Origin of the sequence: Nonomuraea sp. 3N208, assembly GCF_052245935.1 — a bacterium.
Classification (GTDB): domain Bacteria; phylum Actinomycetota; class Actinomycetes; order Streptosporangiales; family Streptosporangiaceae; genus Nonomuraea.
The window spans coordinates 169025-185473 of the sequence record NZ_JBQQBR010000012.1 but is presented as its reverse complement, the minus strand read 5'-3'; the positions used below and the strand labels follow the sequence as shown (position 1 = coordinate 185473).

Sequence of the window (16449 nt, the reverse complement as noted above, 5' to 3'; positions counted from 1 at the left end):
TGATGCTGCTCACGATCGACGTCGGCAACACGCACACGGTGTTGGGGTTGTTCGAGGGCGAGGACGTCATCGAGCATTGGCGGCTGGCCACCGACGCCCGTCGCACCGCCGACGAGATCGCGGTCGTGCTCCAAGGGCTGCTGGCGCAGTCGCCACTGCTCAAGGGGGCCGACATCGACGGCATCGCCATCTGCTCCACGGTGCCGAGCGTGCTCAACGAGATGCGTGAGATGTGCCGCCGCTACTACGGCGACGTCAACGCGGTGATCGTGGAGCCGGGCATCCGCACCGGGGTGCCCGTACGCATGGACAACCCCAAGGAGGTCGGCAGCGACCGCATCGTCAACTCGTTGGCGGCCATCGACCAGTACGGCGGCCCGTGCATCGTCGTCGACTTCGGCACCGCGACCTCGTTCGACGCGGTGTCGGCCAAGGGTGAATACGTCGGCGCCGTCACCGCTCCCGGCATCGAGATCTCGGTGGACGCGCTGGCCGCGGCCGGGGCGCAGCTGCACAAGGTGGAGCTCGTCAGGCCGCGCTCGGTGATCGCCAAGAACACGGTGGAGGCCCTGCAGGCCGGCATCATCTACGGCTTCGCGGGTCAGGTGGACGGCATCGTCGAGCGCATGGCGGCCGAGCTGGCCGACGACCCCGACGAGGTGACCGTAGTGGCCACCGGCGGGCACGCCGCGCTGGTGGTGGGCGAGTCACGCTCGATAGACGTGCACGAACCGTGGCTGACCCTCATCGGCCTGCGCTTGATCTACAACAGGAACGCAACATAGACAAGCGGCCCTCCCGCTCGGGGTAAGAGGGCCGCTTGCGTATATGACCGCGTCAGGATTACTCGCTCTCGGCGGTGTAGATGTACTGCCAGGGGCCGCACTTCGTCGGGTAGCTGCTGTGCACGCCGATCTGGCAGACCTTCGCGCGCAGGCTGTAGACGTCGTGGTCCTGGAAGTGGAACTTCTTGTAGCCGGGGAAGCCGCAGTACTTCTTCGAGTAGGCCGGGGACCAGTCGTGGTCGAAGTCGCTGGTCTCGAACTTCACGAACGCGCACTTGCCGCCTTCGTTGTAGGTACGGTTGTCCAGGTCGAAGAGCTTGCCGTAGACGTGGACCTCGTTCGACTCCCCGTCGTGGTCCCAGTTCACGGCGACCTTGCCGTGGGCCTTGGCCAGGCCGTGCTTGGAGTAGACCGGGCCCCAGTACTCCGAGTAGTCGTCATAGTCGGGCGAAGTGCTGGCGGAGGCGGCGGCCGGAAGCGACAGGGCAACGGCCGTGGTGGCGGCGATGGCGAGGGCGCCTGTCGCGATCTTCTTCAACATCTTCTCTCCTTGAGCTCCCTTGGGCCGGCTCCCTGCCGGCTCCCCCCTGAGCTCGTGAGTCATTGATAGAAGATGCCTCTTGCAGCGTTCCTGCGTGCTCCCTGCAGGGGACCGACGAGTCCTTGCAGTTCGCCATATCCCCTACGCTTTGTTGTTGTGAGCGACGAACTTCCCGAGCAGATGCGGATCCGGAGGGAGAAGCTCGACCGCCTTCGCAACGAGGGCGTCGACCCTTACCCGGTGAATTTCCCCCGTACGGCGACGAACGCCGAGGTCAGGGAGAAATACCAGGGCCTGGAGCCCGACGCCGCCACCGGTGACACGGTCGCGGTCGTGGGCCGCGTCATGCTCAGCCGCGTGGGCGGCAAGCTCTGCTTCGCCACGCTCAGGGACGGCGAGGCCGACCTGCAGGTCATGATCTCGCTGGACAGGGTGGGCGAGGAGTCGCTGGCACGCTGGAAGCGCGACGTCGACCTGGGCGACCACGTCGGTGTGATCGGCGAGGTCATCACCTCGCGCCGGGGCGAGCTGTCCATCCTGGCGGAGAGCTGGCAGATCACCGCCAAGTGCCTGCGCCCCCTGCCGGAGAAGCACGTCGGCCTCACCGACCCCGAGGCCCGCGTCCGGCAGCGCTACGTCGACCTCATCGTCAACGACGAGGCCAGGCAGATGGCCCGCATCCGCAGCGCCACCGTGCGCGCGGTGCGCGACTTCTGGCACGAGGAGGGCTACCTCGAGGTCGAGACGCCGATGCTGCAGCCCATCCACGGCGGCGCGACGGCCCGGCCCTTCAAGACCCACATCAACGCCTACGACATGGAGCTCTACCTCCGCATCGCGATCGAGCTCTACCTCAAGCGGTTGGTGGTCGGCGGCATCGAGAAGGTCTTCGAGGTCAACCGCAACTTCCGCAACGAAGGCGCGGACTCCACGCACAACCCCGAGTTCACCATGGTCGAGGCATATGGCACCTACCTCGACTACAACGACATGGCGGACCTGACGCAACGGATGTACCAGAAGGCCGTCGTGGCCGCCCTGGACACGTCCGTGGTCGTGCACGACGGCGTCGAGGTGGACCTCGGCCTCGCCCAGTGGCCGCGCATCACGCTGTACGGCGCGGTGTCGGAGGCCGTGGGCGAGGAGATCACCACCTCCACCACGCTGGAGGAGCTCCGCAAGATCGCCGACCGGCGCGAGGTCCACTGGGACCCGAAGTGGGGCTCGGGCAAGATCGTGCAGGAGCTCTTCGAGGCGCTGGTCGAGCACACGCTCGTCCAGCCCACGTTCGTCATGGACTATCCGCTGGAGACCTCGCCGCTGGCCCGCCTGCACCGGGACAACCCGCTGCTGACGGAGAAGTGGGACCTGATCGGCTTCGGCACCGAGCTGGGCACGGCCTACTCGGAGCTCAACGACCCGATCGACCAGCGCCACCGCCTGATGGAGCAGTCCCTGCTGGCCGCCGGCGGCGACCCGGAGGCCATGCAGCTCGACGAGGACTTCCTGCAGGCGCTGGAATACGCGATGCCGCCGACCGGTGGCATGGGCGCCGGCATTGATCGGATGATCATGGCATTCACCGGTAAGAACATCCGCGAGACGATCCTGTTCCCGCTGGTCAAGCCCACCCGCTGAGACCAGGCACGGGCGCGCGGCAGGACCCGCGCGCCCGCCGGGGCTCAAGGAATGAGAACGAGGCGGCCGCGAATCCCGCCCGCGGCCAGCCTGGCGTGGGCGTCGGCCGCCTTCTCCAGCGGATACTCCTCCGCCACCCGCAACGTCAGCCGACCGGCCTCCACCAGCCGCACCACCTCACCGAGCTGAGCCGCATCGGCACGGAAGAACATGGTGCCCACGTCGATCCCGCGCAGCCCGACCGGCGCGACTCCGGCCGTGAGCGCCACGAAGGTCCCGCCGTCACGGACCGCGTCCAGTGCGGCCAGGCCCAGCACGGCCGCGTCCACGACGGCGTCCACACCGCCGGGCACGTGCGCCCGTACCGCGGAGGCCACGTCCTCGCCACGCGCCACGAACCATTCGGCCCCCAGGCCTCGTACGAGCTCCTCGTCCCCGGCACCGGCCAGAGCAACCACCCGGACGCCTCGCAGCGCCGCCAGCTCCACCAGATAACCCCCCACAGCCCCGGCCGCCCCCGTGACCAGCAGCGTCCGCCCAGGCCGGGCTCCGGCCCGGTCCAGGGCCTGCCAGGCGGTCAGCGAGTTGAGCGGGATGGTGGCCGCCTGCGCGGCGGTGAACCCGCGCGGCGCCCGCGCCACCGCCTCCGCGTCGAGCACCACGTACTCGGCCTGCGCCTTCACGGGCAGCTCCAGCCGGGCGGCGAGGCCGATCACCTCCTCGCCCACCAGGAAGCCCGCCCCGTCGCCTACCTGGTCGACGGTTCCTGCGACGTCGAAGCCGAGACCGTACGAGTCCAGGCGCCGCGCCACGCCATAGTCGGCGAGCGTCCCGGCCGCCACCGCGAGGTCGAACGGGTTCACCCCCGCCGCCGCCACCCTGATCCGCACCTGCCTTGGTCCTGCCTGCGGCACCGGGACCTCCACCAGCCGGGGAGCGCCGGAACCGCCGATGAGTGCACGCATAGTCGTCGAAGTCATGTTGCGACCCTAGAAAGGGTTACTCTCTTGTGGTAAGTAGGCACCTGTAAGTGCGTAACCCACTGGGAGGAGCGAACGGATGGCCACGAAGACGGCCGCGGAGCGGCGTGAAGAGGCCCGGCAGGCGTTCGACGCGTACTTCTCCCAGTGCCCCTCGAGAAGGCTGCTCGACCGCCTCAGCGACAAATGGGTCACGCTGGTGCTCACGGCGCTGGAGGCTGGGCCGCGCCGCTACAGTGACCTGGCCAGGCGCATCGCGGGCGTCAGCCAGAAGATGCTCACCCAGACCCTGCGCGGCCTGGAACGTGATGGCCTGGTCACTCGCACGCTCACACCGTCGGTGCCGGTACGCGTCGACTACGAGCTCACCCCGCTGGGCGAGAGCCTCATGCCGCTGGTGGCCGCGATCAAAGGCTGGGCCGAGGCGCACATCGAGGACGTCGAGCGGGCCAGGGGGCACTACGACGCCGTCAACGCCTGAGCCGCGCCGGAAGGGACTCCAGCCCTCTCAACACCAGATTCGACTTGTACGGCGGCGCCGGGTCGGTCAGCTCCAGCCCGGGCGCCGCACGGGCCAGAGCGGCGAGCGCGATCTCGCCTTCCAACCTGGCCAGCGTCGCCCCGAGGCAGAAGTGAATCCCGAGCCCGAACGCGAGGTGCCGCCCGGGATCACGGGTCACGTCGAACCGATCGGGATCGGGGAAGACCGCCGGGTCGCGATTGGCCGCGCCTATCACTCCGAGCACGAGCGCGCCCTTGGGCACCGGCGCGCCGCCCAGCTCCGCGTCCTCCAGCGCGATCCTGGAGGTGAGCTGGACCGGCGGGTCGTACCTCAGCACCTCCTCGACCACTTGCCTGGGCTGCTCGGCGGCGTGCCGCAGCAGCCCACGCCCGGTCAGGTGGAGAATCCCGTTGGCGATGAGGTTGACGGTCGTCTCGTGCCCGGCCACGAGCAGCAGTACGCAGGTCGCCAGCAACTCGGGCTCGGTGAGCTCCTCGACCCGGGCCAGTGCGCTCAGGAGGTCCTCGCCCGGCTGCGCCCGCCTGATCGCAATGAGGTCGCGGAAGTAGTCGCGAAACTCTCTTCTGGCCCGGCCGGTTTCCGATACGAGCTCGTCTGTAAGCATCGGGTCAAGGCTGCGAGCCAATATTTCGCTCCAGCCGCTGAAACGTTCACGGTCCTCCGGAGGCACCCCCAACATCTCGGTGATGACCAGGACGGGCAGCGGGTAGGCGAAACCGGAAACCAGGTCCGCCTCCTCCGGCAAAGCGCCGATCAGCTCGGCGGTGATCGCCTCGATGCGGGGGCGGAGCCGTTCGACCATGCGCGGCGTGAACGCCTTGCTGACCAGAGCACGCAACCTGGTGTGGTCGGGCGGGTCCATCCAGAGGAACGATTCAACGGGCTGACCTGGGTCTCTTCCGTACGGGGGGTCGGAGCCGTGGCCGAAGCGGGGGTCGCGGAGCATCGCTCCGCACAACTCGTGGGTGGTGGCGACGATCAGTCCCGCGCGGGTACGGAAGATCGCCCCGCGAGCGCTCATCTCGCGGTAGCGCGCGTATGGCTCGCGCAGAAAGTCCGGATCGTTCGGATCAAAACCCAAGACGTCGGCCGGGCCCATCGGTCCCGGGCCGGGCCCGTTGGACCGCTCTATGAGTTCGCTCATCGTGCCGACGGTCTCGTCGCCGTATGGCGAGTACGTCACATATAACGGATCATGTCAATAGTGCCCGTCAAGTGCGAAGATTCTTGCGCTTGACGACCTTTCCAGGATGCGTTTACCGTCTGCGAGACGAGCGGCTTTGGCCCGTTGTGAGGTCCGAGTTCTGCTGTTGGGGGGGAGGGCTCCCGATGGATGTGCTCACTGAAGGCGTTGAGCTGAGCCACGCGGATCTGGCGTTGCTGGCGGAGCTGGCCAAGGGGGTCACGGTAGATCGCGTGGGGAGACGTCTGGATATCAGTGGGCGGACAGTACGCCGGCGGTTACGGGGCATCTGCGACCGCATCGGCGTGGCCACGGCCATCGAGGCCGTGGCCTGGGCAGCGCGACGACAGCTGATCTGACGAACTAGTCGGCGATGCGCACCGCGCCGGCGTACGGCCGGTTCGCGATCGATGCGATGTGCACGACATCACCGGTTCGCGGGGCGTGCACCATCATGCCCCCGCCCAGATAGATGCCGACGTGGTGCAGGTCGCTGTAGAAGAACACGAGGTCGCCCGCGCGTAGTTCGGACTTGTCGATGTGCCGGCCCGCGGTCCACTGGTCGCCGGTGTAGTGCGGCAGCGAGATGCCCACCCGCTGGAAGGCCGCCATCACCAGGCCGGAGCAGTCGTAGGAGTTGGGGCCTTCGGCGCCCCAGACGTACGGCTTGAGCTGCTGCGTGAGCGCCCACCTGGCCGCCTGGGCGGCCTTGCCGTTGCCGGGGATCGGCAGGTTGATGCGTACGCGGGAGCCGGCCCGGCCGGCCTCGCCCATGGCCCGCCTGAACAGGTTGCTCTCGGCCTTGGCCACCAGTTTGGTGATCTTGTCGCGCTTGCTGTCGAGGTCCGCGACGATCTTCTGCAGGTCCTCCATGCGGGTCTTGGCGCCCGCCCTGGCGCGGGTGGCGGCGTCCATGGCCTTGGCAAGCTGGTTGACCTGCTCGCCCTGCTGCTGCTCCAGCGCGTACGTGGTCGCGGCCTGGTCGAGGAACTTCTCAGGGTCGGTGGAGGCCGTGAACGCCAGCGCCTTGCTCAGACCGCCGGTGATGTAGGCGTTCTGGGCGAGCATGGCGGCTTTGGCCCGCTTGGCGGCGAGGTCGGCCTCGCTGTCCGCCAGCGTCTTCTGAGCGGCGTCGGCGGCCTTCTGTGCGACCTTGTACTTCTCCCGCTGGCCGTTGTACTGCTCCGTCAGCGTCTCGATCTCGACATGCAGCTTCTCGACCTGCTCGGAAAGCTCCTTGAGTGAGGGCTTCGGGTCCGCGGACGCTGGAGCGGCGACGGGGATGGCGATCAGGAGCGCGGCCAATGTGATGCTCATCACGCCGAGGCGGCGTGAGAGCCGGGCCCGTTCCGGAGGGCGGGCATGCCTGCCCGCCGACTTCCCCCCACGGCTCAGCGTGCGCTTCACCAACCAGCTCCTCTCATTGACGCCTACCGGGTTAGCTGACGGGTTCGGGCCGGAGCAGCCCTACCGAAGAACTCGGATTCACCCCAGTGGTGGCGTGCGGAGCTCGCCACCGGTGGGTCCCCGGCTTCCCATGCGAGAATTTGGCGTGTCCCCCGCGCGCGACACGCGGGGAACGTCGTCGCTGGACACTAATGCACTCCGGGTTCGTGCTCAACCAGAACTGCTCGATCTGTAGAGGTTTCACAACTGCCGGGTCACAAGGTGATCTCGTGATCAACCGTGCAGAAGAGACTTTATGTCCTCTTTGTCATTACTTCTGCCGAACGCCAGAAGTAGCCGGGCTGGGACCCATGTGGCTCCTGGCATGTCACAGGATGGGGCCAGACGTGGGAGTTAGGGCCGAGCCGTAATGACATCTGTACTCTGGAGAGCCATGGAGCAGGTGGCCGAACTGACGACGCCGGAGACCGCGGTGGTGGTCCGGCGTGCCCGCACGCCCGACGTGCGGCGGATCAGGCGCCTGGTCGACACTTACGCGGGCGCCGGTCCCCGGCTCCTGGAGAAGGCCACGGTGACCCTCTACGAGGACGTACAGGAGTTCTGGGTGGCCGAGCTCGGCGGGCGGGTCGTCGGGTGTGGCGCGCTCCACGTCCTGTGGGAGGACCTCGCCGAGGTTCGCACGGTGGCCGTCGATCCCGAGTGTCGGGGCATGGGAATCGGCCACCGGATCGTCTCCGCGCTCATACGGCAGGCGAACGATTTGGGGCTGCGACGTGTATTCTGTCTCACTTTTGAGGTCGACTTCTTCGCGCGGCACGGCTTCCGCCCGATCCAGGGCACGCCGGTGTCACCCGAGGTCTACGCCGAACTGCTGGCCTCGTACGACGAGGGTGTCGCGGAGTTTCTGGACCTGGAGCACGTGAAGCCGAACACCTTGGGCAACACCCGCATGCTGCTCCACCTGACATCGGGTGACGCAGGCCTTGACTAGCTGGAAAGGTGATTGTTGATACCTATGTCGATACGTTGGGCAGCACAGGGCATGTGTCCTGACACGTGCCACATGCGCACTCGAAGCGAGGTGACACGGTGAGCACCGGACAGCCGCCGTATCCGCAGGACGAATCTGGCGAGAATTCTGCGCCCGGCAACCCCCAGTACGGGCAGCAGAACGCGGGCCGCCACCCCGGCGAGCCCGACCCCGACGTCACTGTGGTCGGCTACCGGGCGGACGACGCCTATGGGCAGCAGCCCCAGTACGGCCAGCAGGGCTATGGCCAGCAACAGGGTTATGGCCAGCAGCCACAGCACGGTCAGCAACCGCAGCACGGCCAGCAACCCCAGTACGGCCAGCAGCAGGACTACGGTCAGCAGCAGGGCTACGGCCAGCAGCAGCAATACGGTCAGCAGCCACAATATGGTCAGCAGCCGCAGTCCCAGCCTGACTACGGCCAGCAGAGCTACGGTCAGCAGGCGCAGCAGGGCTACGGCCAGCAGCCCGGTTACGGCCAGCAGCCGCAGTCCCAGCCGGACTACGGCCAGCAGGCGCAGCAGGGCTACGGCCAGCAACCCTCCTCCGGGCAGTACGGCGCCCAGCAGCAGGGCTACGGTCAGCAGCCCCAGTCGCAGCCGGGCTACGGTCAGCAGGCGCAGTCCCAGCCCGATTACGGGCAGCAGGGCTACGGTCAGCAGGCGCAGTCCCAGCCCGACTACGGCCAGCAAGGCTACGGTCAGCAGGCGCAGTCCCAGCCCGACTACGGCCAGCAAGGCTACGGTCAGCAGGCGCAGTCGCAGCCGGGCTACGGCGAACAGCAGGGTTATGGCCAGCAGGCGCAGTCCCAGCCCGACTACGGCCAGCAGGGCTACGGTCAGCAGGCGCAGCCGGGTTACGGGCAGCAGGGCTATGGCCAGCAGCAAGGCTACGGCCAGCAGGCACAGTCCCAGCCAGGCTACGCCCAGCCCCAGTACGGCCAGCAGCAGTACGGCGACCAGCAGCAGTACGGCCAGGCCTACGGGCAGCCGCAGCAGGCCGCCTACGGCCAGCCGGGCTACGGCCAGGCCTATGGGCAGCAGCCGGTCGGCGTGCAGCCTCCGGGCGCACCGGCTCCGCTGGCGGAGTGGTGGCAGCGGCTGGTGGCGAGGATCGTCGACGGTGTGATCTTCGGCATCGTGATGGGCCTGGTGTCCTTCATCTTCGGGCTGTTCCTGGTCGCGAGCTACAGCTCGACCACCGGGGCGAGCACGGGCCTGGTCGGCTCGTTCGTCGTCGGCATCGTGATGGCGGTCGTCCTGACCGCCGTCTACGTCGGCTACGACTTCTTCATGCACAAGATGAAGGGTCAGACCGTCGGCAAGATGATCATGGGTATCAAGGTCGTCCAGGTCGGCGGCCCGGTGCCACCGGGCGGCATCCCCAACGACGCGGCACTCAAGCGCGCGCTCGGGACGTGGGGCGCCTACATCCTCTACTGGCTGCCCTTCGGAACCCTGCTCGCCCCCCTTCTGTGCGCCCTGAACGGCGCCTCCATGCTGTGGGACAAGCCGCTGCAGCAGACGTTCGCGGACAAGTTCGCGCGCACCGTGGTGGTGAAGATCAAGTAGTCCTCCCTCACGTAAACATAGGGGCCGGCTTCCCGCCGGCCCCTATGTTTTGTCCGCGGGGCCGTACCAGAATGTGAGAGGGACCCGTAGTCTCGACGCGAGGTGGAGGTTATGGCCGGGACGCCGCCGTGGGCGGCCTCGCTGCCGGCGGAATGGTGGGAACGGCTCGCCGCCCGCCTGATTGAAGCGCTCGTCTTCGGGGTCTTCTATTACATTCTGTTCATTGCGCTCTGGGGCATCTTCCGGACTGTCGGGGTGCTGGAGGTGTTCGGCGGCCGCCTGCCGGGTGTGTGCGCGTGGTTCGGGGCCGGACTGGCTTATGCCGGCTACGACTGGCAGGCCCATTCCAGGCGCGGCAGGACGTTCGGCAAGGCGATCATGCGGATTCGCCTGGCCCCGGCGAAGCTGGCGCCGGGAGCGGCGCTCAAACGGTCCCTGGTCTATCCGGGGCCGCTCATGCTCATGGGCATTCCGGTGGTCAATCTACTGGCCGGAATGCTGCTGTTCGGCGTCGGGCTGCTCATCCTGATCGACAAGCCGCTGGAGCGCGGGCCGCATGACAAGCTGGCAGGAACGCGCGTCGTAAAAGATCTTCGCTGAGCCTTCCGTGCCTGCACCGATGCCTTTTCGCAAAATTTTCGCTTGATCCGGTAAGGAGCCTGGAGAGACTGGCATTAGGCTATGGGGCGTCCGGGTTGCCGGATGTTGGCGCACCTGCCGCACGCAGGGCATCTGTGTGCCGCTATGGTCGGGTGCGGGCGGTTGTCGCCTTGCGCTCATGAGGTCCGCCGCGCTCCTGCGGGCCGCGCACGCACTCATATAGCGCCCCGAAACCCCGCTAGCCGTGGAGGCGAGGACGAATGGAAGCCCTAACAGACGTATTGTCGGCGCTCATCCCCCCGGTCGTGGTCGGCGGAGCCTTCATCTTTGGCGTAGTGAAGTTGGTCCGCGCCGAGGGCCCCAGGCGCCACCGTAACGGCCAGGAGCCGGCCGACAAGCAGAACTGATCGGCTAGTCAGCCGAATCCCCGCTGCGCTGAATTGTCTCAGCGCCTTTCCGGGTATATGTTTGGGCAGGCGAATGAAACAATGCCCGCGAAAGGATTGCGTACATGGCCAAGCAGATCCAGGAGATTCTCATCGATGACCTCGATGGGGGCGAGGCCAATGAGACGGTGAGCTTCGCTATTGACGGCTCCTCCTATGAGATTGACCTCAGCGACCTTAACGCCAAGAAGCTGAGGGACGCGCTCACGCCTTTCGTGCAGAACGCGCGCCGGGCAGGTGCTGCGTCCACGCGTCGTCGTGGCCGTGGCGGGAGCCGTGCGATGAGCCGCGAGAAGAGCTCCGAGATCCGTCAGTGGGCCAAGGCCCACGGGCTCCCGGTCAGCGAGCGAGGCCGTATCGCCTCCACGGTCGTCGAGAAGTACGAAGCGGCTCACTGACCGAGCCGACTCACGACCATGCGCTTATGATGTTCGCCTTGGACCCCGGCGGCCGCCATAAGCGCATGATCGTCTCTAGGGTGTTCCGAATGCCGGAACGCCAAGAGGATGATCTCCAGCTCCCCCATATGACGGGCGTTTTGGCCGCGTGTTGTGGACCATGCCTGGCGCCGTTTCACCGGCGGGTGCCCGTATATGTGATGGTGTCGCCCTCCGTGTGCCCGAATGGCGATTCCCCGCGGTGGCCCGTTCCAGGGGAGAGATACTCGCGGATGGGGGAGCGGTGTTGCCGGGATCGCGCCGCCGGAACGTACGTTGAATGAGGTATGCGAGCCACCCGCCGCCGTTGAGTAAAACCTGAGACCGGCTCTAATCCAGGATCTCGACTCGCGCGCGTGTGAGGCCGGGCAAAACCCGCTCCCCAGGTCATGTGCCGCACAATGCCGGGCCTCCCCATGTGCATCCTGCCGCGAATGCCGTGACCACTTGGACAGTCGTGCCTGATGAGGTTGGTAACCCGGCTGACCGGATGAAGATTTTCATGAGAGTGCGGTAGGTGCCGTGTCGTGTTCAGGGCGTAGTGCGCGCACTTGGCCAACCATTGCATGGGGACATAGGATGATTGCGTAACAGATACGGACGTGGCATCCGAGATGCGCGGGCGTGGGTCGGCCTGACGGCGGTGCGCCCGAAGCGCCTGGTGGCCGATGCGTGTTGATCTGTGTACGCCGCGGGCGGCAATTTAGTGTCGCGGACGTGAAGCACCCTAAACATCGTTCGCTTGCGGCGTATCGGGAACACGTCACCCCCGAACAGTAGTTGGATGAGGGTGAACGCCCTGCTCTCGGGGAACGTGTCTGCTATAGAGCGTGTCAGCGGCGAGTGGGCACGGTTCGCCGAGCCAGGGCTAGCATGCGGGAGGACGGGACCGGATTTACCGGCCTGACTGACCGCTCTGTGAGGAGCGACGAGATGTTCGAGAGGTTCACCGACCGAGCGAGGCGTGTTGTCGTCTTGGCCCAAGAAGAGGCCAGGATGCTCAACCACAACTACATCGGCACTGAGCACATTCTTCTTGGTTTGATCCACGAAGGTGAGGGCGTTGCCGCCAAGGCTCTGGAGAGCCTGGGCATCAGCCTTGAGGGTGTGCGCCAGCAGGTCGAGGAGATCATCGGCCAGGGCCAGTCGGCTCCGTCGGGGCACATTCCCTTCACCCCGCGGGCCAAGAAGGTCCTCGAGCTGTCGCTCCGTGAGGCTTTGCAGCTGGGTCACAACTACATCGGCACCGAGCACATCCTGCTCGGGCTCATCCGCGAGGGTGAAGGTGTGGCCGCCCAGGTGCTGGTCAAGCTTGGAGCCGATCTCAACCGTGTCAGGCAACAGGTCATCCAGTTGCTTCACGGCTACCAGGGCAAGGAGCCGGCCGCGGCGGGCGGGCCGCAGGAGGCGGCGCCGTCGACTTCCCTGGTGCTCGACCAGTTCGGCCGCAACCTGACACAGGCTGCCCGCGAGGGCAAGCTGGATCCGGTCATCGGCCGCGAGAAGGAGATCGAGCGGGTCATGCAGGTCCTCTCCCGGAGGACCAAGAACAACCCCGTTCTCATCGGCGAGCCCGGCGTCGGCAAGACCGCCGTCGTCGAGGGCCTGTCGCAGAAGATCGTCAGGGGCGAGGTGCCCGAGACGCTGAAGGACAAGCAGCTCTACACGCTTGACCTCGGCGCCCTGGTCGCCGGCTCCCGCTACCGCGGTGACTTCGAAGAGCGCCTGAAGAAGGTGCTCAAGGAGATCCGCACGCGCGGCGACATCATCCTGTTCATCGACGAGCTGCACACGCTCGTGGGTGCGGGCGCCGCCGAGGGCGCGATCGACGCCGCCAGCATCCTCAAGCCGATGCTGGCCCGCGGCGAGCTGCAGACGATCGGCGCGACCACGCTCGACGAATACCGTAAATACCTCGAGAAGGACGCCGCGCTGGAGCGCCGGTTCCAGCCGATCCAGGTGGCCGAGCCCTCGCTCAGCCACACGATCGAGATCCTGAAGGGTCTGCGCGACCGCTACGAGGCGCACCACCGCGTGTCCATCACCGACGACGCGCTGGTGGCCGCGGCGCAGCTGGCCGACCGCTACATCAGCGACCGCTACCTGCCCGACAAGGCGATCGACCTCATCGACGAGGCCGGTTCCCGGATGCGCATCCGCAGGATGACCGCTCCGCCGGACCTGCGCGAGTACGACGAGAAGATCGCCAACGTGCGCCGCGACAAGGAGTCCGCGATCGACGCGCAGGACTTCGAGAAGGCCGCTGCCCTCCGCGACCAGGAGAAGCAGCTGCAGCTCAAGCGCGAGCGCCGGGAGAAGGAGTGGAAGGCCGGCGACATGGACGTCGTGGCCGAGGTCACTCAGGAGCTCATCGCCGAGGTCCTGGCTACCGCCACCGGCATCCCGGTCTTCAAGCTGACCGAGGAGGAGTCGCAGCGCCTGCTCCGCATGGAGGACGAGCTCCACAAGCGGATCATCGGCCAGGACGACGCCATCAAGGGCCTGTCGCGGTCCATCCGGCGCACCCGCGCCGGGCTGAAGGACCCGCGCCGTCCCGGTGGCTCGTTCATCTTCGCGGGTCCCTCCGGTGTCGGTAAGACCGAGCTGTCCAAGGCTCTGGCGGAGTTCCTCTTCGGTGACGAGGACGCACTGATCAGCCTGGACATGTCGGAGTTCATGGAGAAGCACACCGTCTCCAGGCTGTTCGGCTCGCCTCCCGGCTACGTCGGCTACGAGGAGGGCGGCCAGCTCACGGAGAAGGTGCGGCGCAAGCCGTTCTCCGTGGTCCTGTTCGACGAGATCGAGAAGGCCCACCCCGACATCTTCAACTCGCTGCTGCAGATCCTGGAGGACGGTCGCCTGACCGACGCCCAGGGCCGCGTGGTGGACTTCAAGAACACGGTCATCATCATGACCACCAACCTCGGCACCCGGGACATCTCCAAGGGCATCGGGGTCGGGTTCGCGAAGTCCAACGACGCCGACTCCAACTACGACCGGATGAAGTCGAAGGTCCAGGAAGAGCTCAAGCAGCACTTCCGGCCCGAGTTCCTCAACCGCGTCGACGACATCGTGGTCTTCCACCAGCTGACGCCGGCCGAGATCATCAAGATCGTGGATCTGATGCTCGCCATGGTGGACGCCCGGCTGAAGGACCGCGACATGGGGCTCGACGTCTCGCCCGAGGCCAAGCAGCTGCTGGCCGACCGTGGTTACGACCCGGTCATGGGCGCCCGTCCGCTGCGGCGTACGATCCAGCGCGAGCTGGAGGACTCCCTGTCGGAGAAGATCCTTTACGGTGAGCTCCGGCCGGGGCAGGTCGTGAAGGTTGCGGTCGAGGGTGAGGGCGACAACGCCAAGTTCACCTTCCGGGGCGAGTCGATCTCGAAGGTCCCGGACTCGGCGGCTGCCATCGCGGCCCCGATCCAGCACTGACGGCCGTTCCGCGCGACGACAAGCCCCCGTGTGGTCCTCACACGGGGGCTTTCGCGCGTGCGGGGTCCATGCATTGGGCCCTACTAGGCAGTGCTTGTCTCGTGCAGCGCACCGCACGATGCGCTGCACGAGATGCGCTGCACGAGATGCGCTGCACGAGATGCGCTGCACGAGATGCGCCGGATGAGATGCGCCGGATGAGATGCGCTGCACGGAATGTGCCGGACGAGATGCGACGTGTTGAGCGGGCCGGGTGGATGATCAGTGCGGGGCGCGCTGCGCCGTGTTGAGCGGGCGGTGGATGATCCGTGCCGAACGTGCTGCGCGCGATGTGCCGTGGCGGGCTGACGGCGGCATCCGTTGTGCGGCGCGGAGCCGGTTGCGCGCGTGGTGCTGCGCGGAGTGGGTGGCGCTCGGCGTAGGCGTGGAGTGCGTTGCGGCAGAGGTGGGGCGTAGGGCGGAATGCGGTGGATGTGCGGCGCTGAGGATGGTGGGCCGCGTCAAGCCGCATACGGGGAGAGTTGAGCGATGTGCGGCCGCATGGTGCTCTGGTGCCTTCTGGGGGCACGTGTTGAGCGGGCACAGATGCGTCTATCGGGGCAAAGGTGGCAAAGCGGGTGACCTTTGTCGTTGCCTAATTGTTGGATGGGCGGCTATACCACCACCACGAGTAGTACTACACTGCGTAGAGCTTAACCAAGTCTCATCCAAGTGAGCCACAAGATCGTGTTCCTAGGTTGGGGACTGCTCCCGAGGGAGTAGCCGGGAATCAACTCAGGGCGGACGCGTGAGCCACCCAAGAGCAGGCATGCTCGACAAGGTTCGCGCGCGTCCGGGCGGGCGACGGGAACACACAAGTAAGCCGTGGAGGAAACCGATGCGCCTGCGTCACGATGACGGAACGCTGGTACACCTCGCCTATAACGCAGGCGTCCATCCTGCCGAGGATCTGGAGAACCTGATCGCGCACCTGACCCGCTACGCGGTCCCGGTGCGCAAGCGGCTGGGCGTGGAGCGGATGGGCATCGGGCTGTGGCTCTCGCCGAGCGTCGCCGACCACCTCACTGCCGACCGCATCGAGCTCGTACGGCTGCGCCGCTCTTTGGAGGAGCGCGGCCTCGAGGTCGTGAGTCTCAACGGAACCGGCGGCCGCAACCAGGAGGTCCCCGGCCCCGACTGGGCCAAGCCGGAGCGATACCGCTACACCATGGCGCTGGCCAAGATCCTGGCCTTCCTGCTGCCCGAAGACGTGCGGTTCGGCAGCATCTCGACGATTCCGATCGGCTGGCGTCGCGACTGGCCCGCCGACCTGCACTCGATCGCCACCCGCCGCCTCGAGCGGCTCGCCCGCGAGCTGCGCGGCATCTACAGCGTCACGGGAAAGACGATCAGGGTCGGGTTCGAGCCGTGGCCCGGATGTGTGCTGGAGACCACGGAGCAGGCGCTCGAGCGGGTGTGCGGGATCGACTCCGAGCACCTGGGCGTGTGCCTGGACGCCTGTCATCTCGCCTGCGGCGCCGAGGAGGCGGGGGCGGCGCTGAAGGGCCTGGCGGAGGCCGGGGCCCCTGTCGTCAAGCTGGGCCACGTACACAACCATACGGGCGATACCACGAACACCGGCGCGGTGCTGCACGACACGCTGACGGCGATGTTGTCGGGCGCGGTGAGCGGGACCGCGCACATCGAGGTCGAGATGCACAACCTGGCCGTTCCCGGGCGGGCCAAGGGGCCGGGTGCGCTGGTGTCGCTGCTGGCCGAGGAGCTGGCCTGGGCCCGTACGAACCTCACCAGTCTGGGCCTCCAGCTGGCGGCCTGAGTCCGGATATCAGCTGGCCGCCTGAGTGGGCCTGGGCTCGTACGAACCTCGCGAGCC

General features: G+C 67.0%; 14 protein-coding genes and 1 riboswitch. Of the genes, 10 read left to right on the top strand and 4 right to left on the bottom strand.

The window, feature by feature from the left end; all coding sequences use genetic code 11:
- Positions 1 to 2: 2 nt before the first annotated feature.
- The gene (locus ACTWPT_RS20150; protein WP_443178961.1) at positions 3 to 785 is read left to right on the top strand and encodes a type III pantothenate kinase; all 783 of its coding nucleotides are present in this window, start codon (positions 3 to 5) and stop codon (positions 783 to 785) included.
- Between the two features lie 58 nt (positions 786 to 843).
- Here the strand turns inward: ACTWPT_RS20150 and ACTWPT_RS20145 are convergent, their stop codons facing one another.
- Positions 844 to 1326: a hypothetical protein gene (locus ACTWPT_RS20145; RefSeq protein WP_443178960.1), complete on the bottom strand. Its 483-nt coding sequence runs from the start codon at positions 1324 to 1326 to the stop codon at positions 844 to 846.
- A gap of 156 nt (positions 1327 to 1482) precedes the next feature.
- Here ACTWPT_RS20145 and lysX point away from each other — a divergent pair, with 156 nt between their 5' ends.
- A complete protein-coding gene (gene lysX / locus ACTWPT_RS20140; protein ID WP_443178959.1) occupies positions 1483 to 2964 on the top strand; it encodes a bifunctional lysylphosphatidylglycerol synthetase/lysine--tRNA ligase LysX in 1482 nt (493 codons plus the stop codon).
- A gap of 44 nt (positions 2965 to 3008) precedes the next feature.
- On the opposite strand, the gene ACTWPT_RS20135 is transcribed toward lysX, so the two are convergent.
- Complete coding sequence (locus tag ACTWPT_RS20135; protein ID WP_443178958.1) at positions 3009 to 3944, bottom strand: NADP-dependent oxidoreductase; 936 nt, start codon at positions 3942 to 3944, stop codon at positions 3009 to 3011.
- A 79-nt stretch (positions 3945 to 4023) separates the two neighbouring features.
- Between ACTWPT_RS20135 and ACTWPT_RS20130 the strand changes: the two genes are divergently transcribed.
- Complete coding sequence (locus ACTWPT_RS20130) at positions 4024 to 4425, top strand: winged helix-turn-helix transcriptional regulator (RefSeq protein ID WP_443178957.1); 402 nt, start codon at positions 4024 to 4026, stop codon at positions 4423 to 4425.
- On the opposite strand, the gene ACTWPT_RS20125 is transcribed toward ACTWPT_RS20130, so the two are convergent.
- Positions 4415 to 5611 (bottom strand): cytochrome P450, encoded by a 1197-nt coding sequence (locus ACTWPT_RS20125; protein ID WP_443178956.1) that lies wholly within the window; start codon positions 5609 to 5611, stop codon positions 4415 to 4417. The two genes, ACTWPT_RS20130 and ACTWPT_RS20125, sit on opposite strands and share 11 nt — an antisense overlap.
- 185 nt (positions 5612 to 5796) lie before the next feature.
- Between ACTWPT_RS20125 and ACTWPT_RS20120 the strand changes: the two genes are divergently transcribed.
- Positions 5797 to 6009, top strand: coding sequence for a LuxR C-terminal-related transcriptional regulator (locus tag ACTWPT_RS20120; protein ID WP_043615366.1), 213 nt, complete (start codon positions 5797 to 5799; stop codon positions 6007 to 6009).
- Between the two features lie 4 nt (positions 6010 to 6013).
- On the opposite strand, the gene ACTWPT_RS20115 is transcribed toward ACTWPT_RS20120, so the two are convergent.
- A complete protein-coding gene (locus ACTWPT_RS20115) occupies positions 6014 to 6967 on the bottom strand; it encodes an NlpC/P60 family protein (RefSeq protein ID WP_443178955.1) in 954 nt (317 codons plus the stop codon).
- A 95-nt stretch (positions 6968 to 7062) separates the two neighbouring features.
- Positions 7063 to 7213, bottom strand: a riboswitch (cyclic di-AMP (ydaO/yuaA leader).
- Between the two features lie 277 nt (positions 7214 to 7490).
- On the opposite strand from ACTWPT_RS20115, the gene ACTWPT_RS20110 reads away from it, so the two are divergent.
- The 6 genes from ACTWPT_RS20110 to ACTWPT_RS20085 all read left to right on the top strand — a co-directional run bounded on the left by ACTWPT_RS20110 (position 7491) and on the right by ACTWPT_RS20085 (position 16392).
- A complete protein-coding gene (locus tag ACTWPT_RS20110) occupies positions 7491 to 8048 on the top strand; it encodes an amino-acid N-acetyltransferase (protein WP_443178954.1) in 558 nt (185 codons plus the stop codon).
- A gap of 98 nt (positions 8049 to 8146) precedes the next feature.
- A complete protein-coding gene (locus ACTWPT_RS20105) occupies positions 8147 to 9658 on the top strand; it encodes an RDD family protein (RefSeq protein WP_443178953.1) in 1512 nt (503 codons plus the stop codon).
- Between the two features lie 111 nt (positions 9659 to 9769).
- A complete protein-coding gene (locus tag ACTWPT_RS20100) occupies positions 9770 to 10258 on the top strand; it encodes an RDD family protein (protein WP_443178952.1) in 489 nt (162 codons plus the stop codon).
- A gap of 511 nt (positions 10259 to 10769) precedes the next feature.
- Positions 10770 to 11102, top strand: a complete 333-nt coding sequence (locus tag ACTWPT_RS20095) for a histone-like nucleoid-structuring protein Lsr2 (RefSeq protein WP_127937320.1) — start codon at positions 10770 to 10772, stop codon at positions 11100 to 11102.
- 972 nt (positions 11103 to 12074) lie between these two features.
- Positions 12075 to 14576: an ATP-dependent Clp protease ATP-binding subunit gene (locus ACTWPT_RS20090; protein ID WP_443178951.1), complete on the top strand. Its 2502-nt coding sequence runs from the start codon at positions 12075 to 12077 to the stop codon at positions 14574 to 14576.
- Between the two features lie 877 nt (positions 14577 to 15453).
- Positions 15454 to 16392: a TIM barrel protein gene (locus tag ACTWPT_RS20085; protein WP_443178950.1), complete on the top strand. Its 939-nt coding sequence runs from the start codon at positions 15454 to 15456 to the stop codon at positions 16390 to 16392.
- The last annotated feature ends 57 nt before the right edge of the window (positions 16393 to 16449 follow it).

Coding starts and splice junctions, on each gene's coding strand:
- ACTWPT_RS20100 (WP_443178952.1), top strand. CDS start 9,770: ATGGCCGGGACGCCGCCGTGGGCGGCCTCGCTGCCGGCGGAATGGTGG.
- ACTWPT_RS20085 (WP_443178950.1), top strand. CDS start 15,454: ATGCGCCTGCGTCACGATGACGGAACGCTGGTACACCTCGCCTATAAC.
- ACTWPT_RS20150 (WP_443178961.1), top strand. CDS start 3: ATGCTGCTCACGATCGACGTCGGCAACACGCACACGGTGTTGGGGTTG.
- ACTWPT_RS20135 (WP_443178958.1), bottom strand. CDS start 3,944: ATGACTTCGACGACTATGCGTGCACTCATCGGCGGTTCCGGCGCTCCC.
- ACTWPT_RS20115 (WP_443178955.1), bottom strand. CDS start 6,967: ATGAGCATCACATTGGCCGCGCTCCTGATCGCCATCCCCGTCGCCGCT.
- ACTWPT_RS20095 (WP_127937320.1), top strand. CDS start 10,770: ATGGCCAAGCAGATCCAGGAGATTCTCATCGATGACCTCGATGGGGGC.
- ACTWPT_RS20120 (WP_043615366.1), top strand. CDS start 5,797: ATGGATGTGCTCACTGAAGGCGTTGAGCTGAGCCACGCGGATCTGGCG.
- ACTWPT_RS20125 (WP_443178956.1), bottom strand. CDS start 5,611: ATGAGCGAACTCATAGAGCGGTCCAACGGGCCCGGCCCGGGACCGATG.
- ACTWPT_RS20090 (WP_443178951.1), top strand. CDS start 12,075: ATGTTCGAGAGGTTCACCGACCGAGCGAGGCGTGTTGTCGTCTTGGCC.
- ACTWPT_RS20130 (WP_443178957.1), top strand. CDS start 4,024: ATGGCCACGAAGACGGCCGCGGAGCGGCGTGAAGAGGCCCGGCAGGCG.
- ACTWPT_RS20110 (WP_443178954.1), top strand. CDS start 7,491: ATGGAGCAGGTGGCCGAACTGACGACGCCGGAGACCGCGGTGGTGGTC.
- ACTWPT_RS20145 (WP_443178960.1), bottom strand. CDS start 1,326: ATGTTGAAGAAGATCGCGACAGGCGCCCTCGCCATCGCCGCCACCACG.